This is a genomic window from Stenotrophomonas sp. 85239_Sma (assembly GCF_056481725.1).
Genome location: NZ_CM151163.1, coordinates 2,149,506 through 2,172,494, shown reverse-complemented (window position 1 = coordinate 2,172,494; position 22,989 = coordinate 2,149,506). Strand labels below are relative to the sequence as shown.

Genomic DNA, 22,989 nt, shown 5'->3' with positions numbered 1-22,989 from the left:
AGCGTGCCAACCAAGGTTGGCACCTACCGGCGCGATGGGGCGCGTACTGCGCTCAGGTGCACTGCCAGAAGTGCCCACTCACCCGGCACGTTGCGCACCAGAACGTATAGAGCATGCCGCCGCTGCCCCACAGCAGCGTGCCCTCAGCCGTGGTCGGCAGCGTTGAATCCAGCTGCATCACGAACGGCATCTCCTCGCCGCAATCGATGCACGCCGGGTACCAGGCGCTCTGCACCCAGCTCGGCGCACCACCCACGCGCGACAGGTTCTGCCGATGGTTGGACTGGCCCCAGTCCTGTTGCTGCCAGCGCACGCTTTCCAGGGCCACAAGGCCCACCTCGGCCTGCATCAGGTCGCCACTGTCGGTGGGCGTATTCGGCACCGCGCGATACTGGCTGGGATGGCAATTGGGTAGGCCGTCGGCATCGTGGCGATAGAAGCGCACCGGCGGCTCTTCCCAGCCGCAGCAATCCAGGCAGAGCCCCAGCGTAACCTCACCCTCCGCGCCGGGCTGCAGTACGGCAGCATGGGTCTGCAGCAGGCGCTGCAGCGGCGCGTGACAACCACCGCACAGTGCGTCCAGCAGCCCACCCATGCGGCCCGTGTGATGCACCTCGCCTCCATTCCAGGTCGGATGCAGGCGCCAGATGCGCTTGCGCCAGCTTGGCTCATCGGCCAACTGCGCGCGGTGCTGCTCACGGCCGAAGCGGATGTGCAGTGGCCTCTCACCGTACAGGCGGCGCGGCAGCGGACCGTTGGCCACGCCAGCCCAGTGCACCCAGATCTCGGCATCCAGCTGGCCCCAGTCGACGAGGTAGCCCCGGGCTACGGTGTAGGTTTCGGGCTGAGCAGCAAGCAGCAGCGCCCTCGCGCGCGCCATCTCCCGATCATCCCCGGCCTCGGCCAGCATCTGTGCCCAGTGTGCGGCGGTCGCGGCGGACAGGCCCTGCCAGACCTGCGAGGCCAACTGCACCTGATCTTCGTGGGCCACCGCCAGCAACGCCTCCCAATCTTCCTGCAGCACCTGCGGCGCCTGGTAGCTGGCGAACGCCATCACGCTGGCCAGCAGTTCACCGCGCTCGCCCTCGCGATAGCGGCGCCATGCATCGGCCGCGACTGCGGGCACCGCCTCATCCGGCAGCAGGTCCAGCGCCATGTCGAGGAAGGCCGAGCCCGGTGAGCGTCGCACCAAGGCCTGCAGCATCAACTCCCCTAGCTGATGCGGATGCTCGCTGGCCAGCGACAGCAGCATGCCTTGGCTGTCGTTGCGCGTGCGCGGGGTGTCATGCACGTCGAGGATGGCTGGGATCGGGTCGCTCATTCGCAGGCTCCTTGCCGGTGAAGCGTGATGGTGCCAGACATCAACCATCACCACGGCGAATACAATGGCGGCATGACCCGCCAGCTGCCCTGGCGCCTGGCCGATGCGCCGGACGCCCCCTTCCCGCCGGCCGAGACCGCCCTGCGCCAGCCCGACGGCCTGCTTGCGGTGGGCGGCGACCTGCATCCGGCGCGCCTGCTCAACGCCTACGCCGGCGGTATCTTTCCGTGGTTCAGCGAGGGCGAGCCGATCCTGTGGTGGTCGCCCGACCCGCGCATGGTGTTCCGGACCGATGGCGTGCACCTGTCCAGCCGCTTCCGCCGCCAGTTGCGCGGCAGCACCTGGGAGGTCACCGCCGACACCGCCTTCAGCCGGGTGATGCGCGCCTGTGCGGCAGCGCCTCGGCCCGGCCAGGACGGCACCTGGATCAGCCCGGCGATGGTTGAGGCCTACAGCCAGTTGCACGATCTCGGCTTTGCCCACTCCTTCGAGGTCTGGGACCGGCAGACGCTGGTCGGCGGCATCTATGGGGTGGCGATCGGGTCGATGTTCTTCGGCGAGAGCATGTTCAGTGGCGCCAGCGGCGGCTCCAAGATCGCCCTGGCGGCGCTGGCATCCACGCTTCACGGCTGGGGCTGGGCGCTGATCGATGCCCAGGTGGAGAATCCGCACCTGCTGCGGATGGGCGCCGAACACCTGCCGCGCGCGGCGTTTCTGGAGCACGTGCGCCACGCGGTGCGCCATGACGGCCGTGAAGGCCCCTGGACGCAGGCGGTCGGACGCTTGCCGGCGCAGCGTTTGGCCGGGGGTTAACACAAACTTTGCAAGCTGGGCCCGTCACGCGTAAAATACCGCGCCTTAGGCCCAGCGTGGCCGTTTTCTGAACCGCACAGGACTACATGTCGAAAGACGATTCCATCGAGTTCGAGGGCACCGTCAGCGAGACGCTGCCGAACACCACTTTCCGCGTTCGCCTGGAAAATGGGCACGAAATCATCGCCCACATCTCCGGCCGCATGCGCAAGAACTACATCCGCATCCTCACCGGTGACCGGGTCAAGGTTGAAATGACCCCGTACGACCTGACCAAGGGTCGTATCACCTACCGCATGAAGTAAGCGGTCGGCGCGCCGCGCCACTTCGACAAGGCCAGCCCTGGTTGCTGGCCTTTTGTCATGCCTGCAATCCGGCCCTGCCGGAGGTCATCGTGACCGAACTCACCGTGACGTCGGTCAGCCCTGCTTGCGGCAGATTCGACCCTGCACGCGTGGCGGCATCGTGGGAGCCGATCCAGTCCGGATCGCCATCCCCTGCCCCGCCATGAACACGCTCCCGCTGACCACCCTGCTCATCGCCGTTGTCGCGTCCGCCAGCGCATCGCCCGCGCGCGCCGCCGACACCCCTTCCACCACCAGTGACTGCGTCCAGCTGGGCAGCGACCAGCAACTGGTGCGCGCCGGCGCCTCGCGCAACATCCTGCTGCGCAATGGCCAGGACCACTACGTCGTGCATTTCCAGGACGACTGTTCCGCTGCGGGCTACTCGCGGAAGTTGAGCTTTTCCACGGAAGGGCAGCAGGGCCTGCTGTGCACCGCCGGGCGCAGCCAGCTGCAGACCGACTCCAGCCGCTGCACCGTGGCGCAGATCGAGCCGATCGACGAGGCCACCTTCAAGAAGAAGACCCGCCAGCGCAGCCGCTGACCGCGCACATGACAAGGGCGGCCGGAGCCGCCCTTGTTGCCCGAGCTCACCGGGCCAGGCCCGGCGTCAGCTCACTCCACCGTGACCGGTAGCAGGCGTTCCGGTTCGGCTTGGGTTTCGACCACCAGCTCGTCGTCGCGGACATCGATGCTGACCTTGCCGCCGTTGACCAGCTTGCCGAACAGCAGCTCGTCGGCCAGCGGACGCTTGATCTTGTCCTGGATCACGCGGGCCATCGGGCGCGCACCCATCAACGGGTCGAAGCCGTGGTGGGCCAGCCAGTCGCGCGCGGTCGGGGTGGCCGACAGGCTGACGTGCTTGTCCTGCAGCAGCATCTCCAGCTCGATCAGGAACTTGTCGACCACGCGCAGGATGTGCTCGAAGCCCAGCGCCTGGAACTGCACCACCGCATCGAGGCGGTTGCGGAATTCCGGGGTGAAGCTGCGGCGGATCGTCTCCATCGCGTCGGTGGCATGGTCCTGCTTGGTGAAGCCGATCGAGCGCCGCGAGGCCTGGGCCGCGCCGGCATTGGTCGTCATCACCAGCACCACGTTCTTGAAGTTGGCTTCGCGACCATTGGTATCGGTCAGCACGCCGCGGTCCATCACCTGCAACAGGATGTTGAAGATGTCCGGGTGCGCCTTCTCGATTTCGTCCAGCAGCAGCACGCAGTGCGGCGTCTTGACGATCTTCTCGGTCAGCAGGCCGCCCTGGTCGAAGCCAACGTAGCCCGGAGGGGCGCCGATCAGGCGACTGATCGAATGCGGCTCCATGTATTCGGACATGTCGAAGCGGACCAGCTCGATGCCCAGCTGCAGCGCCAGCTGCTTGGTCACCTCGGTCTTGCCGACACCGGTCGGACCGGCGAACAGGAAGTTGCCGATCGGCTTTTCCGGGTTGCCAAGGCCGGAGCGTGCCAGCTTGATCGCCGAGGACAGTGTCTCGATGGCCGGATCCTGGCCGAAGATCACCATCTTCAGGTTGCGCTCCAGGTGCTGCAGCACATCCTTGTCGGTGGCGCTGACCTGCTTGGTGGGAATGCGCGCCATCTTGGCGACGATCGCCTCCACTTCCTCGACGTCGATCAGCTCCTTGCGCTGCCCTTCCGGCAGCAGGCGCTGACGGGCGCCGGCCTCGTCGATCACGTCGATGGCCTTGTCCGGCAGCAGGCGGTCGCCGATGTGCTTCACCGACAGGTCCACCGCCGCCTGCAGCGCCTCGTCGGAATAGGTCACGCCGTGGTGCAGTTCGTACTTGGACTTCAGCCCCTGCAGGATCTCGTAGGTCTCGCCGACGGTCGGCTCGACGATGTCGATCTTCTGGAAGCGGCGGGCCAGCGCCCGATCCTTCTCGAAGATGCCACGGTATTCCTGGAAGGTGGTCGAGCCGATGCAGCGCAGCTCACCGGAGGCCAGCGCCGGCTTGATCAGGTTGGACGCATCCATGGTGCCGCCCGAGGCCGAACCGGCACCGATGATGGTGTGGATCTCGTCGATGAACAGCACCGCATTGGGCACTTTCTTCAACGCGGTCAGCACGCTCTTCAGGCGCTTCTCGAAGTCGCCACGGTACTTGGTGCCAGCCACCAGGGCGCCCAGGTCGAGCGAATAGATCACCGCGTCGGCCAGCACCTCGGGCACCGAGCCCTCGACGATGCGGCGGGCCAGGCCCTCGGCAATCGCGGTCTTGCCCACGCCGGCCTCGCCCACGTACAGCGGGTTGTTCTTGCGGCGGCGGCACAGGACCTGGATGGTGCGCTCGATCTCGTCGGCACGCCCGACCAGCGGGTCGATGCGACCGGCCCGGGCCTGTTCGTTGAGGTTGCTGGCGAACTCGGCCAGGGCATCGCCCTTCGGCTCACCCTCCCCGCCTTCGATGCGGCCTTCGCCCTCGGAGGAGGAGGACGGCTGCTCGCCCTCCTCGCCCAGCTTGGCGATGCCATGGGACAGGTAATTGACCACGTCCAGCCGGGTGACGTCCTGCTGGTTGAGGTAATAGACGGCATGCGAGTCCTTTTCGCCGAAGATGGCGACCAGCACATTGGCGCCGGTGACCTCCTTCTTGCCCGAGGACTGCACGTGGTACACGGCCCGCTGCAGCACGCGCTGGAAGCCCAGGGTGGGCTGGGTATCGCGGCCGTCATCTTCGGCCAGGCGGGACACGGAGGCCTCGATGGCCTGCTCCAGCTCCTGGCGCAGGCGGTCGGCGTCGGCGCCGCAAGCCTTCAGTACGGCCTGGGCGGACGGGTTGTCGAGCAGTGCCAACAGCAGGTGTTCGACCGTCATGAATTCATGCCGGGCCTCACGGGCGCGCTTGTAGCACTGGCCGATGGTGTGTTCGAGGTCTTTGCTGAACATGGATTACTCCGGCGGCAGATGGGGACAATATGCGGCCTGACTACGCGATTTCCATCACCCTAGCGGATTGCTGCGTTCAGATGGCGTTAGCAGTGCGAATTGCTTGATCTTCATTCACTCCAGGACAGCCCGCCCAGCATGAGCGAACCCTACCTGAGCCGCTGGCGATTGCGGCGTGATGGCGAGGCCATCGAAACACCGCGCGCCCGGCTCTGGCCGGTGCTGACCGCCGCCGGCGAACCGGCGATGCTGAAGGTCGGCGACGAACCCGAGGAACAGAACGCCCATCGGCTGCTGCGCTGGTGGGCTGGCGACGGCGCCGCCCGCCTGCTGGCCCACGAGGGACCAGCGATCCTGATCGAACGTGCCGGCGGCGACTCGCTGCGGAAACGTTCGATAGAGGGCGACGATGACGCCTGCACCACGATCCTGTGCCAGGTCCTGCTGCGGTTGCACCGGCCACGGAGTGCGCCGCCAGACGACCTGGTCTGCCTGCGTACATGGTTCGCCGACCTGCTGCAGCCAAGGGCGGCGCTGCCGCCACTGCTGGAACAGTGCAGATCACTGGCGGAGGGACTGCTGCAGGAGGAGTGCGAGATCCGGCCGCTGCACGGCGACCTGCACCACGACAATGTGCTCGATTTCGGCGCGCGCGGCTGGCTGGCGATCGACCCGAAGCGGCTGCTGGGCGACCGCGCGTTCGACTACACGACGATGTTCAGCAATCCGGACCTGTGCGGCCCCGGCATCCATGTGGCCACCCGGCCCGAGCGGTTTGCCGCCCGGCTGGAACAGGTAAGCGCACTGGCCGGCCTGGAGCGCACGCGCCTGCTGCGCTGGATCGCGGCCAGCATGGCGCTGTCGGCAGTGTGGTTCAGGGATGACGGCGACCCCGCCGACGTGGACGAGGCGGTGGCACGGATGGCGCTGGAGGCGCTGGCGGAGGGCTGATCCGTGCTTGGCAGGTGCCCACCTTGGGGGCACACCCATCCGGGAACAATGTGCCCGGACGAGAATCGGCAGCCGGTCAGGCCTTTTCCATCGTGCACAGCAGCGGGTGCTGGTTCATCCGCGAGTACTCGTTGACCTGAGCAACCTTGGTCTCGGCCACTTCACGGGTGAACACCCCGCAGACGCCGCGGCCGCGGGTGTGGACGTGCAACATCACCTGCGTGGCCTTGTCCAGGTCCATGCTGAAGAACTGCTGCAGCACGTCCACCACGAAATCCATCGGGGTGTAGTCGTCGTTGAGCAGCATCACCTGGTAGAACGGCGGCGGCGCCACTTCCGGGCGCGCGGGTTCCACGGCTACGCCGTGCTCGTGATGGGAATCGGGGGAAGACTCATGGGGCATCTGCCCATTATAGAGGCTCGGGCAAGCCTGCGTCGGCCCGACGCAGATTGGACGGCACGCGCGCCCACCGTCACAATTGCACCCTCTCTCAACACTGTTTCACAGGATCTTCATGAAAAGGACCCTTCTTCCCGCCCTGCTGATCGCTCTGGCCGCCGCCGGCTCCGCCGCCGCCGAGACCCAGGCCGACAAGTCCGTGGCCCGCCACCTGGACAAGCTGGGCTACACCTACGAAGTCGACGAGGATGGCGACTACCGCATGGTCTTCGACGTCGAGGGTGACCGCACCCAGATGGTCTACGTGCGCTCGGCGGTGGAAGACTTCGGCACCCACAACATCCGCGAGATCTGGGCGCCGGCCTACAGCGCCAAGACCAAGCAGTTCCCGGTCGCCGTGGCCAACCGCCTGCTGGAGGATTCGCAGGATGCCAAGATGGGCGGCTGGGTGAAGCAGGACACCACGGCCATGTTCGTGGTGAAGATCGACGCCGATGCCACCCCGGACCAGCTCAGCGACGCCATCGATGCGGCCATCCGCACCGCCGACGCGATGGAGCTGGAACTGACCAAGAAGGACGAGTTCTGAGTTGAACGCCACGCCGGACCCGCGCTGGGCACCGCACGCCACTGTCGCCACGGTGGTGATCGACGGCGGCCGCGTGTTGCTGGTCGAAGAGACCATCGACGGGCGCCGGGTGCTGAACCAGCCGGCCGGCCACCTCGAGCCGGGCGAAAGCCTGGCTGAGGCGGCCCTGCGCGAGACCCGGGAGGAAACCGGCTGGACGGTGCAGCTGACCCATTTCATCGGCTGCTACCAATGGACCGCCGGCGACGGCACCGCCTTCCTGCGTTTCTGCTATGCGGCGCGCCCGGTCTCGCATGACCCGGCGCAGCCGCTGGACACCGGCATCGACCGCGCACTGTGGCTGACCCCGGCCGAGCTGCAGGCCGCCGGCGAGCGCCAGCGCAGCCCGCTGCTATGGCAGGTGGTGGCCGATTACCTGGGTGGCCAACGCCATCCGCTTTCGCTGGTCCGGGAGGTCGCATGAGCACTCCGCGTGTAATGGTGGGCGTCTCCGGTGGCGTCGACTCTTCGGTCGCCGCCTGGCGCCTGGTGCAGCAGGGCGAGGCCGTGGCTGGCCTGTTCATGCAGAACTGGGCCGATGATGGCAGCGGCGACTGCCGCGCCGAAGACGACCGCCGCGATGCGGTGGCTGTCTGCGGCCTGCTCGGCATCCCGTTCCACTTCCGCGATTTTTCCAGCGAGTACTGGCAGGGTGTGTTCGAACACTTCCTGGCCGAGTACGCCGCCGGCCGCACGCCGAACCCGGACGTGCTGTGCAACCGCGAAGTGAAGTTCAAGCACTTCCTGGATGCCGCGCGCGAGCTGGGCGCCGAGCGCATCGCCACCGGCCACTACGCGCGGGTGACCCAGCGCGGCGGCCAGTGGCTGCTGCTGCGCGGTGCCGACCGCTCCAAGGACCAGAGCTACTTCCTGCACCAGCTGGGCCAGGCGCAGCTGGCTGCCACCCTGTTCCCGATCGGCGACCTGGAAAAGAGCGACCTGCGCCGCATCGCGCGCGACGTTGGTCTACCGACCCATGCCAAGAAGGACTCCACCGGCATCTGCTTCATCGGCGAGCGCGACTTCCGCGAGTTCCTCGGCCGCTACCTGCCGGCCAAGCCCGGCCAGATCCTCGACCCGGCCGATGGCAGCGTCATCGCCGAGCACCCGGGGGTGTTCTATTTCACCCTGGGGCAGCGCGAAGGCCTGAACATCGGCGGCGTGCGCGGCCGCCCCGCTGCGCCGTGGTACGTGGTCGGCAAGGATGTGGCCAGCAACGTGCTGTACGTGGACCAGGACCGCGACAGCAAGTGGATGCTGTCCGACCGCCTGCGTTCGGAGACCGCGCACTGGGTTGCCGGTTCGCCCCCGGCTCGCCGTTTTGAGTGCACGGCACAGACCCGCTACCGCCAGCCCGATGAGCCGTGTGCAGTCGAGGTGCTGGATGATGGCAGCGTGCTGGTCACCTTCGCGTGCCCGCAGCGCGCCGTTACGCCCGGTCAATCACTGGTGCTGTATGACGGTGACGTGTGCCTGGGTGGCGCAGTGATCGCCGCCACCGATGCGCCGCTGGAACAGCGCCTGCGCACCACCCCTTCTCCTTTTGAGGTAATCGCTGCATGAGTTTCACTGTCGACGACCGCGTCCTGGCCCTGGCCGGCATTGCCCAGGCCCTGCAGCAGGTACGCCGCATCGCCGATACCGGCCATTCCGACGCCGCCGCCGTGCGCACTGCCGTGGACAGCGTATTCCGCGTTGACGCGTCCTCGCCGCAGGAGGTGTTCGGTGACCGCCATGCACTGAAGGCCGGCCTGCGCCTGCTGCACAACTACTTCCGCAGCCAGGGCCAGGACCCGATCCTGCCCAAGCTGGCCCTGTCGGTACTGCAGCTGGAGCGGCGCTTCGTGCAGGACGGCGCCACCGTGAACAAGGTCGCCTCGGGCATCGAGCGCGCCCAGCGCCAGGCCACCGAACTGGGCGACAGCGGTCACCCGGACGTGCTGGCCAACCTGGGCGGCCTGTACGCAGACACCATCAGCCACCTGAAGCCGCGGGTGATGGTCCAGGGCAACCCGCACTACCTGGGCCAGGCCGGCGTGGTCGCCGAGATCCGCGCCCTGCTGCTGGCTGCGGTGCGTTCGGCGGTGCTGTGGCGCCAGCTGGGGGGCAGCTACTGGGACTTCCTGTTCAGCCGCAAGGCGATGATCGAGGCTGTGGACCGGCAGCTGGCGTGAGCCCCATGGGGTCAGAGCCCTTTTCCCGTGGAAAAGGGATCCGACCCCGCCTGACCCCGAATCGCCCGGCAGCGCCGGAAAACCGGCGCATTCAGAATGCACTTCGAGGCACATCGACGTTAAAGAGAAAGGGGGTACGGCCGATACATCCTCCGTGCACCTCCCGAGAACGTCCATGTACTCACGCATTTTCATCCGTCTGGCCGCCCCCCTGGCTCTGACCCTGCTGCTCCCCTTCGCCATCGGTTTCGAATGGCCGGCCGCCCTGCGCTGGGCGATCCTGACCACGATGACGCTGAGCTGGCTCGGCTTTGCGTGGTGGACCACCCGCGCCCAGGCGCATCGTTCCCCGGAACATGCCCGTGTCCTGCGCGAGCAGGACCAGCTGCTGACCGAACTGCGCAACTTCGTCGGCAACGAGATCGACGGTTCGCGTGGCGAAGTGGAACGCGCCCGTGACCTGATCCGCCAGGCGGTTTCCAGCCTCGGCGGCAGCTTCGATGCGATGAACCGCAAGTCGCGCCAGCAGAGCCAGGCCCTGTCGCGCATCGTTGATCGCGCCGGTGATGAAGGCAATGCCGGCCTCGACGTTGCCCGTTTTGCCCAGCACGCCAGCCACCGCATGGAACAGCTGGTGGAAGCGCTGGAACAAGTGAGCGGCCAGAGCAGCACCACCGTGCAGCACATCGACCAGATGGCACAGCACCTGGATGGCATCTTCGCGCTGCTGGAAGACGTCAAGTCGATCGCCGACCAGACCAACCTGCTGGCACTGAACGCTGCCATCGAAGCTGCGCGTGCCGGTGAAGCCGGTCGTGGCTTCGCGGTGGTCGCCGACGAAGTGCGCAACCTGTCCGAACGCTCGACCACGTTCAACGAGCAGATCCGCAAGCTGGCGCACAGCTCCAAGGACGCCATCGCCAAGGTGCGCGAGACGGTCTCGCACATGGCCTCGCGTGACATGGACCGCTCCCGCGAAGCGCGCCAGGAAGCAGCAGCGATGCTCGACAACGTCGCGCAGATCAATGCCTCGCTGGGCGACGGCATGCGCGAAGTCTCCGAGTGCGCCCGTTCGATCGATGGCAGCGTGGCCGAGGCCGTGCGCGCCCTGCAGTTCGAAGACATCGCCACCCAGGCGCTGGGCGGCGTGCACACCCACCTGGATCGCCTGACCGCGATCAACCGCGAGGCGGTGGCCCTGCAGGAACTGCTGCACCGCAATGGCGGCGTGTTCGACGAAGAGATCGCCACCGCCCTGCAGCGCACCGGCAACCGCCTGCGCGAACTGCGCAGCGAATGGGAACGCCCGCCGCACAAGCCGGTTGCCCAGCAGAGCATGGGTGCTGGCACGGTCGAGCTGTTCTGATCCTGATGTCCGCTGCCGCGGCCGGCAGCGTGCGAGGCCCCGGTTCTGCCGGGGCCTTTGCGTGTGACCCGCCTTTGGATGCATCCTGCAAGCGCACCATGACCCTGATCCACACCCTGCCCTCCTTTGCCGACACCGAGCGTCCGCGCAACGCGAGCGTGCGTGAGCAGCTGCAGCAGCTGGAAGAGGTGGCACGCGAGGAGATCCGCGAGCTGCAGCAACTGGCCGATGCGCGGCCTGGCCCGTCACGGGCGGATGAGGCGCTGCTGGGACTGGCGTGGGACCTGGGGCTGGATGGTGAAGCGCTGAAGTAGATCCACGCGATGCGTGGATGGCCTTCACCGCCACCCGTTCCACACCCATGGCATGATCCGCCCATGCCATCTATGGCTGGACACGGAGTGTCGTCGCATGAGCACCACGTTCATGACCTGGCTGGGATTTGCTGCGATGGTGCTCATCGCGGTCACCTTTACCTGGCGTCCCGCCTACGCCACCTTGCGGCCGCCCCGGCATCGACCTGTCGCATTCCTGTTCGGCAGCCTGCTCTTCATGCTGATGGCCTTTCTATGCGCCTGGATGGCAGCAGCTGCCATCAGCACCGGGCATGTCCATCTGAGCCATCACCGCGCCGGCACCATTGATGTATGGCGGGAGATCGAGCCGGTGACGTATTGGCTGATCATCGTGGCGGCGTATGTGCTCGGACTGCTGATCGCCAGCTATTCGATCGCAGGCATCGCATTGATGAACCGGTAGATCCACGACTTGCGGGAATGCACACGATCAACATCCACCCTCCGTCTTTTCGGACTTGTTGCATGGCCTGGATCAATGGCTGAGCCGCTGTCGCAGGACGAACAGGATGCTTTGAGGTTTGTGTTCGCGCGATATCTTGGCGATGTCGTGCACGAACATCACGGCGGCAAATGGACTCTGCCACTGGACGATCCCAACGACATCAGTTTCAACATGCCGGTTATCCTGGGGCACTCATCCTGCCCGTAGCTGGAATTCAATCCCATCCATACGATGCATTGCTACGCCCTCCGGCCAAAGGCTGGACTGCTCCGAAGCATTGTCGCGCACAGTGTAAATGCGCAGATCCTGGACCTAGGCGATCTGGTGGAAGATGACTGACCTGGCGCTGCAAGCCTGAGTTGACATCATCCACGCATGGCGTGGATCTGCTGGTTTTTGCGCGGCGTTATGCTGTCGTTGGCGAAGCGATGCCCGCACGGATCAGGTAGATCCACGCCCTGCGTGGATGATCGCGAGCGCGAGCATCCGTGCCGACCAACGGTCGGCACCCACCGGAGTCGGCACCCACCAGAGCTGGACTACACCAGCGTCGGGCTGTCAGCGCACCAGCACCGCTTCGCTGCTGGCGTCGGTGCGCACCGGTGCCGGGTGCTGCTGACGCAGCCACTGTGCCAGGTCGCGCGGGCTGAGCGGCCGCGAGTACAGGTAGCCCTGGATTTCGTCGCAGCCCTGGCGACGCAGCATGTCTTCTTCCTGGTGCGTTTCCACACCTTCGGCCACTACCTTCATGCCCAGCGCGTGACCCAGGTGCACGATGGCCTGGGTCACTTCGGCGGTACCCGAGTCGTGCAGCATGCCCTGCACGAAACTGCGGTCGATCTTCAGGCGCCCCACCGGGAAGCGGTTGAGGTAATTGAGGTTGGAGAAGCCAGTACCGAAGTCATCCACCGCGAGCGGTACGCCGTGCCGTTCCAGCACGTCGAAGCAATGGCGCAGGATGTCGGTGTCGCGGATCAGCGCCGACTCGGTCAGCTCCAGCTCCAGCCGCTGCGGCGGCCAGCCGTGGGCATGGCAGATCTCGATCACCCGTTCGGCGAACCCGCGGTCGCGCAGCTGCACCGCCGATACATTGACCGCGATTCGGTCGAAATGTAGTCCAGCACGGTCCCAGGCGGTCGCCTGGCGGCAGGCTTCATTCAGCACCCAGTCGCCGATGCGCACGATTTCACCGCATTTTTCGGCAATCGGGATGAACTCGGCTGGGCTGCAGTAGCCGATGCCGGGCCGATGCCAGCGCAGCAGCGCTTCAATCGCGGGCGGCTCGCCCTGGTGGGCGTGCAGCAACGGCTGGTAGGCCAGGCTGAATTCTTCGCGCTCGATCGCCCCGTGCAGGGCGTGCTCCAGCTCCAGCCTGCGCTGGATGCGGGCCAGCGCGTCCTGGCTGTAGTACTGGTAGGTGTTGCGCCCCGCTTCCTTGGCCGCGTACATCGCGGCGTCGGCGGCGCGCAGCAGTGAATCGAAGTCGGTCTGGGCATCACCCAGCATCGCGATGCCGACACTGGCGCCGACCTTCAAGGTGGTCTCGCCACGGCGCAGCGGCTCGGCCAGCGAGGCGATCAGCTTGCGGGCGACATGCCCCGCGTCTTCCGGCTCGGCCAGGTCACGCAGCACCACGATGAACTCGTCACCGCTGAAGCGGCCGAACAGGTCGTTGTTGCGCAGGTTCTGGTGCAGCCGCGTGGCGGCGGCCTTCAGCAGCGCATCGCCGGTGGCATGGCCGAAGCTGTCGTTGATGGTCTTGAAGCCGTCCAGGTCGATGAACAGCATCGCCAGCGAGGTGCCGCGGTCGCGCGCCTCCTCGATCGCCTCTGCGGTCTGCTCGCCGAGCAGCACGCGGTTGGGCAGGCCGGTCAGCAGGTCGTAGTGGGCCAGCAGCTCGATGCGCTCGTTGGCCTCGCGCTCGCGGGTGATGTCACGGAACAGCACCACGAAGCGCGGCGGCAGGCCATCGCGACGGTCCAGCTCGATCAGTACCTGCACCCACACGCGCAGGCCGGACTGGCGGTAGAAGCACAGGTCCAGCTGCTCGGGCAGTCCACCTGCGGCGATCCGGCCCAGCGCCGCCTCGAAGGCGAGGCGCGAATCCTCGGTGTACAGCGCCAGCGCTTGATCCAGCGTGATCGGTTCCTTGCGCAGGCCGTGGATGCGATAACACTCCTCGGTCCACTGCATGTGCCGGGTCTGCACTTCGATCTCGCAGCCGCCGATGCGGCCCAGCGCGGAAACCCGGTTGAGCAGCTCGGTGCGCCAGCGGATCAACGCGTCGGTCTGATGCTGCTCGGTGATGTTCTGCACCTGGCCGAGCAGGCGCTTGGGCTGCCCGTCCATGTCCAGCAGCGGCTGCATCCATAGGCGCAGATGCTGCGAAGGTTCATGGCCGCGGGTCAGCTCCAGCTCGAGATTGGCGGCACGGCCGTCACGCCACAGGCGCCGCCATGCCGCGCGCAGCGCACCCCGGGAACGCGGGTGCAGCTGCTTCAGCCAGCGCCGCTGGCCGGGCACGGCGCCCTGCCCCAGCGCCAGCAGCGAGCGCAGTTCCGGCGACCACCAGAAGTGACCGCTGTTGGGGTCGAACGACCAGCTGCCCATGCTGGCGATGCGCTGGGCCTCGCTCAGGTGCAGCTGTTGTTCCTGCAGCAGCGATTCAAGCTGCTTCTGCTGCTCGATATCGGTATGTGTGCCCACCATGCGCAATGGCTGGCCGTCGGCGGTGCGCGCGACCACGCGGCCGCGATCCAACACCCAGCGCCACTGCCCGTCGGCCTGGCGGAAGCGGAACTGCGCGCTGTACTGCTCGCTTCGCCCTCGCAGGTGCTCGTCCAGCGCGGCGCGCACCTGGGCGATGTCCTCGCCGTGCACGCGCGACAGCATTTCGGTGGCGGTCTCGTCGCCCAGCGCCGGCGTGCGCGCCACGCGGTCACTGGGGATGTCCCAGTCCCACAGGCTGTGCCCGGCGCTGTCCAGTGCCAGCTCCCAACGCCCGCCACCGTCGACCGGTACCGGCTCGGGAACGCTCAGGGTGAACGCCAGCAGATTGCCGGCGCCGTCGTGCACGGCGCGCAGATGACCGTCGTAGTGCCCGCGCGGGCCACCTGGCAGCGTGCAGGCCACGATGCCGCCATCAGCGGCCAACAGGCGCAGATCTTCCAGCATCGGGGCATACGCGGCTACGGTAGCCGGCAGGCCATGCTCGCGCGCAGCGGGATTGGCCGCCAGCGGGCGGCCCGTGCGGTCGACGATGACCAGCGCCGACGCAAGCGGGTGCTGCAGCAGGCTGGCGATGATCCCTTGGTCCACGCGATCTTGCTCCGGATGACACGCCCGTCAGCGGGGCACGCAGTGGTTAACGGCGCCTGCGGCGGATAATTGAGTGGTCACGGCGCGCTGCGGGGTAAGATGACCGGCGCCCCTTTCACCCACCCCGTCCATGCCCGCAGAACCGACCGGCAACGCTCCAGTTCCCGACCCACGGATGGCGCAGGCGCTGAGCCGTGACCGACGGCGGGTAGTGCTGAGCTACCTGGTGATGGCACTTGCATGGATGATCGCCACCGACAGCGTGGTGCAGGCGCTGGTGCCCGATCCGCAGCAGGCGGCCCTGTGGCAGGGCCTGAAGGGTTCGTTCTTCGCCCTGGCCAGCGCGGGCCTGCTGTATCTGCTGCTGCGTCCGCTGGCCGAACACGTGCTGCACACCCATGCGCGCCAGCAGGCCTCGGAGCTGCGCCTGCGGCAGATGTTCGAGGGCAACCCCGGCCCGATCCTCGTCTATGACCTGGACACGCTGGCGATCCTGGATGCCAACCCGGCCGCCTGCAGCACCTTCGGCTGGGACCGCGACGAGTTGCTGGAACAGACCATCGATGCCTTGTGGCCCCCAGGCCAGGACCAGGCGCTGCAGACCAAGCTGGAAGCAATACGCGAGGCGCCCGAGGAGCTGTGCATCCTGCGGGCGCAACTGCAGCTGCGCGACGGTTCGCTGCGGCAGATGGAACTGCGCTCCAACGCCATCAGCTACGACGGCCACAACGCCCGCCTGCTGATCGCCATCGATCGCACCGCCGAGGACCTGGCCCAGCTGCGCCGCGACCAGGCGCTGGCCCGGGTGGAGGAGGCCCATGAACTGGCCCGCATCGGCGCCTGGGAGCTTGACCCGTCCATCGGGCTGGGTCGCTATTCCAGCCAGGTCTATCGCCTGCTCGGCCGCCGCCCGCCCGAGGCCCGCCGCTGGCACCGCTTCGACGAGCTGCTGGTGCCGGCCGACCCGGCCACCGCCAGCCAGACCGAACAGCTGCTGGCCGAGCTGTGCTCCGGTGAGCCGGTGCAGGTGGACGTGCTGCTGCCGCTGCTGGCGATGGACGGCCGTGCGCTGATGGTGCACCTGCGCGCCGCCAGTGGGATCGATGAAGCGGGCCGCAGCCGCGTGCTGGGCACGCTGCAGGACGTGACCGAGCGGGAGCAGTCGCGGCGCCTTCTGCGCGAGCGCGAGGAACAGTTCCGCGAGCTGGTGCGGGTGCTGCCCGACGGCGTGGTGATCCTCTCCGACGAGCATGTGCTGTACGCCAACGCCTGGGCCGCTGGTTTGTTCGGCTACGGCAGCCACACCCTGCTTGGCGAGCCACTGTCGGCACTGGTCGCTGCCGCAGACCTGCCGCGGGTGCGCAGCCAGCTGCGCGCCGGCCAGCCGCACCTGGGTCCGGGCCACAGCAGCGTAGTGGCCATGCAGCGTGCCGACGGCCGCAGCTTCCATGCCGGCCTGGCAGTGGGCGAAGTCCGTTACGGCGGCCGCGACTGCAAGCTGCTGATCGTGCGCGACCTGAGCGATTCCGAACGCACCCGCAGCGCGCTGGAAACCAGCAACCGCGAGCTACAGGCGATGGCTGGGCGGCTGTTCTCGCTGCAGGAGGATGAGCGTCGTGCGATCTCGCGCGACCTGCACGATGACATCGGCCAGGCCATCACCGCGATCAAGCTGTCGGCCTATGCAGCGCAGGACGAGGATGACCCGCTGCGCCGTGCCGAAGACCTGGCGCAGATCGTCAGCCTGGCCGACACCACCGTGGCCAAGTTGCGCGACATCTCCACCCTGCTGCGCCCGCCGCAGCTGGATGCACTGGGCCTGGAGGCGGCGCTGAGCTGGCAGGCGCGGGTGCTGTTCCGCTCCTCGCCGGTGGAGCTGCTGGCCGAGATCGAGCCGCTGCCGCACCGCCCCGACAACAGCATTGAACAGGCCTGCTTCCGCATCGCCCAGGAAAGCCTCACCAATGCCCTGCGCCACGCGCGCGCCAGCCAGGTACTGCTGCAGCTGCGCGATGTCGGCCAACGCGGCCTGCACCTGCAGATCCGCGATGATGGCGAGGGCTTCGATCCGGATGGCCCGCGCGGCCTCGGCCTGATCGTGATGCGCGAGCGCGCACAGAGCGTCGGTGGCCACGTGCGGATTGAATCCGCGCATGGCGAAGGCACCCTGATCGACGTCCACCTCCCCTACCAGGCGGCCAGCATGGCCGCCGTCGATTCACCGGAATACTGAGCCTATGTGGAATCCGAACCTGCCCCCGGTCAGCATCGACGATGCCCCCGACCGCCTTGGCGCCGGCAACCCCGAGCTGCAGGCCATGGTTGCCGAGGCAGCCTCCGGCGGCATCGCGCTGATGCTGATGCACGTGGACATCGACCACTTCGCATCGGTCAACGAGAACATGAGCGCCGAAGTGGGCGACCAGGCGCTGGTGCTGGTCGCGCAACGCCTGCAGTCTTACCTGCGCGGTCGCGGCAAGCTGTGGCGGCATGGCAGCGACGAGTTCCTGATCGCGGTGCCACGCACCGCAGACCTGCCGCTGCCGGAGGATTTCGCCGAAGAGATCCGCCAGCAGATGGAGCTGCCACTGTCGGTGCTGCCGTACACGCTGTTCATGACCGGCAAGCTGGGCGTGAGCCTGTGCCCGGAGCATGCCAGCAGTGCCTCACGCCTGCTCGACCATGCGGAAGATGCGCTGTACCAGGCCGCCCGCGAAGGCGGCAATGCGGTGCGCATCCATGCGGTGGACACGCCGCCGAGCGCGCACAGCGAAAGCATCATCGCCCGCCAGATCGTCGATGCCATCCCCAATGGCGAGCTGAAGCTGCGCTACCAGCCGCTGGTGAGTGCGCGCGATGGCCATGTGGTGGGCATGGAGGCGCTGCTGCGCTGGCAGTCGCCCACCCTGGGCATGCTGGTGCCGGAACGCTTCATGCGCACCGCCGAGCGGCTGGGCATCATCGTGCAGATCGGCACCTGGGTGCTGGAAGGCGCGCTGAAGCAGGCGCGGCTTTGGCGCGACCAGGGCTTCGATGACTTCACCATCGCGGTGAACGTATCTACCCTGCAACTGCTGCGGCCGAACTTCTTCGCCGAGGTGATGTCGCTGATGCAGGCTGCGGGCGTGCCGGCGCACATGCTGACGCTGGAGATCAACGAGAGTGCGCTGACCAACAACGTCAATTTCGTCCATGAGACGCTGGCCAACCTTCGCAACGAAGGCATCAGCCTGAGCCTGGACAACTTCGGCACCGGCGACTCCAGCCTCAGCGCACTGGTGCGCTACCCGGTGGACAAGCTGAAGATCGACCGCAGCTTCATCAAGAGTGCGCCGGCCGGCAACCGCGAGGCCGCCATCGCGCGCGCGATCATTGCCATGGGCCACCAGCTGGGCATGACCGTGATCGCCAACGGCGTGGAGTCGCAGGCCCAACTGGGCTTCCTGCGCCGCAACGACTGCGATGTATTCCAGGGCTACCTGTTCGGTGAACCGATGTCGGCCGATGCCGCCGGCATGACGTTGCGCCGCCGCTACCTGCGCCCGGAGGCCTTCGCCGAAACGCGCCCGGACCGGACGCTGCTGTTGCTGGACGATGAGGAAAACGTGCTGCGCTCGCTGGTGCGCCTGTTCCGCCGCGATGGCTACCGCATCCTGGCGGCCGGCAACGTGCGTGATGCCTTTGATCTGCTGGCGATCAACGACGTGCAGGTGATTCTGTCCGACCAGCGCATGAGCGACATGAGCGGCACCGAATTCCTGGGCCGGGTGAAGATGCTCTACCCGGACACGATCCGCCTGGTGCTGTCGGGCTACACCGATCTGAACACGGTGACCGATGCGATCAACCGCGGCGCGATCTACCGCTTCCTGACCAAGCCGTGGAACGACGACGAGCTGCGCAAGCACATCCACCAGGCGTTCCGCACCTACGAGGAACAGCGCCGCAGCAATGCCGGCCCGGCGCCGGTGGACGCCGGGGATGGTGGCGAGGATCGGCCGCCGCGGTGATGGTCCCGTCCGGTAGAGCCGGCCGCCGGCCGGCTGCTCTGGGGTACCTGGTGGGATGAGGTTGCCGCCAGCGGCCGGCACTACCAGGTGCGGTCAGCGCGGCTGCTTCACCGGCAGCACCACGCGGAAGCGCGAGCCCACGCCCGGGGTGCTGTCCAGGTCGATGCGGCCGTGGTGCTTGTTGATGATGCTGTAGGAGATCGACAGGCCCAGGCCGGTGCCGCTGCCCACCGGCTTGGTGGTGAAGAACGGATCGAAGATGCGCTGGCGCAGTTCCGGCGAGATGCCGCCGCCGGTGTCTTCGAATTCGACCCATACGTGATCGCCGTCGACGCCGGTGCGCACGGTGATCGTGCCGCGTTCGGCGATGGCATGGCCGGCATTGAGCAGCAGGTTCATGTAGACCTGGTTCAACTCCGACGGCAGGCACTCCACCAGCGGCAACTGGCCGAACTCGCGCACCAGGGTGACCTTGTACTTGAGTTCGTTCCAGATGATGTTGATGGTCGATTCCAGGCCCGCGTGCAGGTCGACCAGCTTCCACGACTCGTCGCGGCCGGAATACGAGAAGTCCTTCAGGTCGCGCACGATGCGGGTGACGCGCTCGATGCCTTCGCGCGACTCGGCCATCAGCTGCGGCAGATCGCGGCTGATGAAATCGATGTCCAGGCGGTCGCGGATGTCGTCGATCTCCGGAATCAGCGCCTTCGGGTCCGGCGCGCGCAGGGCGCGCTCGTAGGCTTCGATGACGGTGAACAGGCTTCGCAGGTACTCCTGCAGGCTGCCCAGGTTGGAGTGCACGTAACCGATCGGGTTGTTGATCTCATGCGCGACGCCGGCGGCCAGCTGGCCGATCGAGGCCATCTTCTCGGACTGCAGCAGCTTTTCCTGGGTGCCATTGAGGCGCAGGTAGGCCTGGCGCAGCTCGGCGTGGCGCTGCTGCAGTTCGCGTTCGTAGTCTTCCTGCCCTTCAATGTGGCGGAACAGGGCGAGGAAATGGCCTTGGCCGATCGGGCCATGGTGGTACAGGTGGGCGATGACCACGCCCTCGCCCAGCGGCAGGCTGCCATTCCAGTGGCCATGCTGGCGGGCCTGCTCCAGTGCGTCGGGGGGCAGCAGTTCGCGCAGGCGCTGCGGCGGCGGCAGTCCGCCCTCCTCGCCACCGGCCAGCAGGTTCTGCGCGGCCGGATTGGCCAGGGCCACCTGCCCGTCCTCGGTGAACAGCAGCAGCCCTTCGCGCAGGCGCTCAAGCAGGGCCTGCAGCACCGGCTGTGGCGGAAGGGGGGCGGTAACCAGGGCGTTGGCAGCGGACACGGCGACTCGGGGCGTTCGAACAGGCGCCCAATATACGCGGTCGTGCAGCGGGCTTCAGCCCGCTTGATGGGGTTGTGCGACCGCCGTCGCGTCAGGCGACGGCGAGCGGCCGTCCGATGCTGACCGTATGCGACTGGCCCTTGGCGTCGTAGGCCGAGGCGTCTTCGGTGCGGCCGAGCTGGCGCAGTGCCCAGTTCACCTCGCGGCGGCGGCGCGACAGCAGCACGCCGTTGGCACGGTTGCGCTCGGCCAGTTCCTGCAGTTGTTCGCCCTCGCCCACCGGTGGCGCGCCTTCCAGCGCACGCAGCGCTTCCAGCTTGGCGCCGGTAGCCCGGATCAGGGCGTGCACGTCGTGCTCGACCAGGGCCTGGCGCTCAACGTCCAGGGCCTGGGCGAGACGCTGCAGCGGCTCGCTCATTGCCGCAGTCATCCGTGCAGCTGCTGGTCCAGATCGAGCATGCGCGATGCGATCGCGTCCGGATTGATCTTGTAGGTGCCGTTCTGCAGCGACTCGCGCACAGCTGCCACGCGCTGGGCGTCGATCGCCGGGGCGGTGGTCAGCTCACGCTCGATGGCCTGCAGATTGGTGGCCTCGCCGGTCAGGCGCAGACTGTCGGCCGCCTCGACCGGGCGCGCCGCCGCATCGGTGCTGACGCCGGGCTTGTTGGCCGGGGTCGTCACACTGCGCAGTGCCTGGGGGACCTGCAGGTTGCCGTCGATTTTCTGGCTCATGGGGTGTCCTGGAGTTGCCGTTCACAAGGGATAACGGCCGCAGGGCCGTGATCTTTAGGGATATTCTGCGGTAATTCAACGCGCCACGATTACGTCACCTGCGGCATCGACCGTGCCCTGCACGATCCGCCGCGAGGAAAGGTTCTCGACCGAGACCCGTTCGTTCTCACCTGCATCACCCATCGCACGACCGGCGATGCGGACCTCGACCGAGCCGCGACGCGACACCAGGGCCACATTGTCTCCTCGCTTGATGAGACGCTGGACCACCAGGTCGTTGTTCGACAGCAGGGCTCCGGCCTGCAACGGACGGCGGGCGATGCGGCCGATCGCTGCATTGGGATCGGCCAGCACCGCGCCGGCAATCCGGGCGGCGTCACGCTGGGCAGTGGTGATATCGGCGGCAGTGAGGGTTTCTCCAGTACCGATTCCACGGTTGAGCACCAGCACGGTCTGGTTGCGTCGTACCTTCACCGGCACGAACAGGCGCCAGCCGCCCGCATCGGGACAGCTGACCTCCACCGTGGTGTTGGCGGTGGGTTGCACCTGCAACGCGCCGCCACATTTCGGCAGGCGCAGCGCATCGGCCACCTGCGCTTCGCCTTCACTGCCCGCCGGCAGCGTCGACAGCGCCGCGGTGCGGATGCCGGCCACCGGCTGCCAGTCCGCAGCGCTCGCCCATGGCGCAGCCACGGCGAGCGCGATGGCGAATAGAGATGTGACCCGGCGCATGGCGCCTCCTTCAATCGGCAAGACCTGGCCCTGGTGCGTGCAAGGGGTGTGCCAGACCGAGGGACGGCCTTTTGTGGAGTCGAGCCATGCTCGACACCACAAAAGCGCTCAAGTTCCGCCCCCCCCACGCCGATACAGCAGCCATGTCCCATGACCTGCTCAACCGGATCGACCAGCGGACCCGACTGGCCGGCCACAACCGCCTGGCGCTGCTGCTGTTCCGTCTCGGCGGACGTCAGCTTTTTGGCGTCAATGTCTTCAAGGTTCAGGAAGTCCTGCGGCGGCCCGAACTGTTCCAGGTGCCCGGGCTGCCCAGCCAGTTCTCCGGCGTGGCCGACGTGCGCGGCCGCTCGGTACCGGTGCTGGACCTGGGCCTGGCGATCGGCCACCCCGAGCGCGAGCCCGATGCGGACACCTCGCCGGGCTACCTGGTGGTCACCGAATTCAACCGTTCGATCCAGGGGTTCCTGGTCAGCGGCGTGGAGCGCATCGTCAACATCGCGGTGGAAGACATCCACCCGCCGCCGGAGTTGGGCGCCGAGTCGAGCTACCTGACCGCGGTGACCCGCTTCCAGGGTGAGCTGATCCAGGTGATCGACGTTGAAAGCGTGCTGGCCGATATCGCCCAGGTGCGCGGTGAAGCGGTACTCGACCCGGCGATGGCCATGCCCGCCGACGGCCCGCAGCTGCAGGTGCTGGTGGTGGACGACTCGCGCGTGGCCCGGCAGCAGATCCGCAGCGTGCTGGACCAGCTGGGCGTGGGTGCCACCCTGCTTTCCGACGGCAAGCAGGCGCTGGACCACCTGCTGCAGGTCCACGCCTCGGGCGAGAACCCGGCCGAGCGCTACGCCATGGTCATCTCCGACATCGAGATGCCGGCCATGGATGGCTACACGCTGACGACGGAAATCCGGCGCCACCCGGGCCTGGCCGGCCTGTACGTGCTGCTGCACACCTCGCTGTCGGGCGTCTTCAACAACGCCATGGTCGAGCGCGTCGGCGCCAATGCCTTCGTCGCCAAGTACTCGCCGCACGAACTGGCTGATTTCGTGCTGGACCGCCTGCGCAAGGTGGCGCTGGCGGCGTAGGGCCGGCCGCGGGGGTCGGAACCCGGAACGGGCTCCGATCCCGCATCGCAACGTGTCGACCACGGGGTCAGAGCCCCTGCGGGGATCTGACCCCAC

General features: G+C 67.3%; 23 protein-coding genes. 15 read left to right on the top strand and 8 right to left on the bottom strand.

The genetic code is table 11. The features are described from left to right. Window positions 1–52: 52 nt before the first annotated feature. Window positions 53–1,321 carry a hypothetical protein gene (locus tag ACYKG1_RS10220; protein WP_478472595.1) on the bottom strand — a complete coding sequence of 423 codons (1,269 nt, stop codon included), beginning with the start codon at window positions 1,319–1,321 and terminating at the stop codon, window positions 53–55. 72 nt (window positions 1,322–1,393) lie between these two features. On the opposite strand from ACYKG1_RS10220, the gene aat reads away from it, so the two are divergent. From aat to ACYKG1_RS10205, 3 genes are all read left to right on the top strand, one after another. After that, window positions 1,394–2,134 carry a leucyl/phenylalanyl-tRNA--protein transferase gene (gene aat / locus ACYKG1_RS10215; RefSeq protein ID WP_262226839.1) on the top strand — a complete coding sequence of 247 codons (741 nt, stop codon included), beginning with the start codon at window positions 1,394–1,396 and terminating at the stop codon, window positions 2,132–2,134. Window positions 2,135–2,220: 86 nt separating this feature from the next. Continuing rightward, complete coding sequence (gene infA / locus ACYKG1_RS10210) at window positions 2,221–2,439, top strand: translation initiation factor IF-1 (RefSeq protein WP_005409596.1); 219 nt, start codon at window positions 2,221–2,223, stop codon at window positions 2,437–2,439. Between the two features lie 202 nt (window positions 2,440–2,641). Next, window positions 2,642–3,022, top strand: coding sequence for a hypothetical protein (locus ACYKG1_RS10205; RefSeq protein WP_478472593.1), 381 nt, complete (start codon window positions 2,642–2,644; stop codon window positions 3,020–3,022). A gap of 71 nt (window positions 3,023–3,093) precedes the next feature. On the opposite strand, the gene clpA is transcribed toward ACYKG1_RS10205, so the two are convergent. After that, window positions 3,094–5,379 carry an ATP-dependent Clp protease ATP-binding subunit ClpA gene (gene clpA, locus ACYKG1_RS10200; protein WP_100472226.1) on the bottom strand — a complete coding sequence of 762 codons (2,286 nt, stop codon included), beginning with the start codon at window positions 5,377–5,379 and terminating at the stop codon, window positions 3,094–3,096. 138 nt (window positions 5,380–5,517) lie between these two features. On the opposite strand from clpA, the gene ACYKG1_RS10195 reads away from it, so the two are divergent. Then, entirely contained in the window at window positions 5,518–6,330 is an 813-nt protein-coding gene (locus ACYKG1_RS10195) for an APH(6) family putative aminoglycoside O-phosphotransferase (RefSeq protein WP_100472225.1), read from the top strand. Between the two features lie 76 nt (window positions 6,331–6,406). Here ACYKG1_RS10195 and clpS read toward each other — a convergent pair whose 3' ends face one another. Then, the gene (gene clpS, locus ACYKG1_RS10190) at window positions 6,407–6,733 is read right to left on the bottom strand and encodes an ATP-dependent Clp protease adapter ClpS (RefSeq protein WP_006444529.1); all 327 of its coding nucleotides are present in this window, start codon (window positions 6,731–6,733) and stop codon (window positions 6,407–6,409) included. Between the two features lie 112 nt (window positions 6,734–6,845). On the opposite strand from clpS, the gene ACYKG1_RS10185 reads away from it, so the two are divergent. From ACYKG1_RS10185 to ACYKG1_RS10150, 8 genes are all read left to right on the top strand, one after another. Next, window positions 6,846–7,319 carry a YbjN domain-containing protein gene (locus tag ACYKG1_RS10185; RefSeq protein ID WP_100472224.1) on the top strand — a complete coding sequence of 158 codons (474 nt, stop codon included), beginning with the start codon at window positions 6,846–6,848 and terminating at the stop codon, window positions 7,317–7,319. Window position 7,320: 1 nt separating this feature from the next. Beyond that, complete coding sequence (locus tag ACYKG1_RS10180) at window positions 7,321–7,782, top strand: NUDIX hydrolase (RefSeq protein WP_478472591.1); 462 nt, start codon at window positions 7,321–7,323, stop codon at window positions 7,780–7,782. Further along, complete coding sequence (mnmA, locus tag ACYKG1_RS10175; RefSeq protein WP_100472222.1) at window positions 7,779–8,921, top strand: tRNA 2-thiouridine(34) synthase MnmA; 1,143 nt, start codon at window positions 7,779–7,781, stop codon at window positions 8,919–8,921. The genes ACYKG1_RS10180 and mnmA overlap by 4 nt, the downstream gene beginning before the upstream one ends. Next, window positions 8,918–9,532 (top strand): high frequency lysogenization protein HflD, encoded by a 615-nt coding sequence (gene hflD / locus ACYKG1_RS10170; RefSeq protein ID WP_010485865.1) that lies wholly within the window; start codon window positions 8,918–8,920, stop codon window positions 9,530–9,532. Before mnmA ends, hflD begins: the two co-directional genes overlap by 4 nt. 175 nt (window positions 9,533–9,707) lie before the next feature. Then, window positions 9,708–10,898, top strand: coding sequence for a methyl-accepting chemotaxis protein (locus ACYKG1_RS10165; protein WP_049421939.1), 1,191 nt, complete (start codon window positions 9,708–9,710; stop codon window positions 10,896–10,898). A 98-nt stretch (window positions 10,899–10,996) separates the two neighbouring features. After that, window positions 10,997–11,212, top strand: a complete 216-nt coding sequence (locus ACYKG1_RS10160; protein WP_478472590.1) for a hypothetical protein — start codon at window positions 10,997–10,999, stop codon at window positions 11,210–11,212. A 97-nt stretch (window positions 11,213–11,309) separates the two neighbouring features. Then, window positions 11,310–11,657: a hypothetical protein gene (locus ACYKG1_RS10155; protein ID WP_478472589.1), complete on the top strand. Its 348-nt coding sequence runs from the start codon at window positions 11,310–11,312 to the stop codon at window positions 11,655–11,657. A 75-nt stretch (window positions 11,658–11,732) separates the two neighbouring features. Further along, a complete protein-coding gene (locus ACYKG1_RS10150; RefSeq protein WP_239669926.1) occupies window positions 11,733–11,906 on the top strand; it encodes a hypothetical protein in 174 nt (57 codons plus the stop codon). 351 nt (window positions 11,907–12,257) lie between these two features. On the opposite strand, the gene ACYKG1_RS10145 is transcribed toward ACYKG1_RS10150, so the two are convergent. Then, on the bottom strand, window positions 12,258–15,017 hold the full coding sequence (locus ACYKG1_RS10145) for a bifunctional diguanylate cyclase/phosphodiesterase (RefSeq protein ID WP_262226500.1): 2,760 nt from the start codon (window positions 15,015–15,017) through the stop codon (window positions 12,258–12,260). 130 nt (window positions 15,018–15,147) lie between these two features. On the opposite strand from ACYKG1_RS10145, the gene ACYKG1_RS10140 reads away from it, so the two are divergent. Together ACYKG1_RS10140 and ACYKG1_RS10135 are read left to right on the top strand one after the other, a co-directional pair. Next, window positions 15,148–17,250 (top strand): sensor histidine kinase, encoded by a 2,103-nt coding sequence (locus ACYKG1_RS10140; protein WP_478472586.1) that lies wholly within the window; start codon window positions 15,148–15,150, stop codon window positions 17,248–17,250. Window positions 17,251–17,254: 4 nt separating this feature from the next. Next, a complete protein-coding gene (locus ACYKG1_RS10135) occupies window positions 17,255–19,027 on the top strand; it encodes an EAL domain-containing protein (RefSeq protein ID WP_100472216.1) in 1,773 nt (590 codons plus the stop codon). Window positions 19,028–19,120: 93 nt separating this feature from the next. Here the strand turns inward: ACYKG1_RS10135 and ACYKG1_RS10130 are convergent, their stop codons facing one another. The 4 genes from ACYKG1_RS10130 to flgA form a co-directional block, all read right to left on the bottom strand. Beyond that, window positions 19,121–20,341 (bottom strand): ATP-binding protein, encoded by a 1,221-nt coding sequence (locus ACYKG1_RS10130; protein WP_100472215.1) that lies wholly within the window; start codon window positions 20,339–20,341, stop codon window positions 19,121–19,123. Between the two features lie 91 nt (window positions 20,342–20,432). Next, on the bottom strand, window positions 20,433–20,771 hold the full coding sequence (locus tag ACYKG1_RS10125) for a FlgN family protein (RefSeq protein ID WP_014037132.1): 339 nt from the start codon (window positions 20,769–20,771) through the stop codon (window positions 20,433–20,435). Further along, window positions 20,768–21,073: a flagellar biosynthesis anti-sigma factor FlgM gene (gene flgM / locus ACYKG1_RS10120; protein ID WP_005409579.1), complete on the bottom strand. Its 306-nt coding sequence runs from the start codon at window positions 21,071–21,073 to the stop codon at window positions 20,768–20,770. The genes ACYKG1_RS10125 and flgM overlap by 4 nt, the downstream gene beginning before the upstream one ends. 75 nt (window positions 21,074–21,148) lie before the next feature. Beyond that, window positions 21,149–21,805, bottom strand: a complete 657-nt coding sequence (flgA, locus tag ACYKG1_RS10115; protein ID WP_478472585.1) for a flagellar basal body P-ring formation chaperone FlgA — start codon at window positions 21,803–21,805, stop codon at window positions 21,149–21,151. Between the two features lie 143 nt (window positions 21,806–21,948). On the opposite strand from flgA, the gene ACYKG1_RS10110 reads away from it, so the two are divergent. Next, complete coding sequence (locus ACYKG1_RS10110; protein WP_014037130.1) at window positions 21,949–22,893, top strand: chemotaxis protein; 945 nt, start codon at window positions 21,949–21,951, stop codon at window positions 22,891–22,893. Window positions 22,894–22,989: the final 96 nt, after the last annotated feature.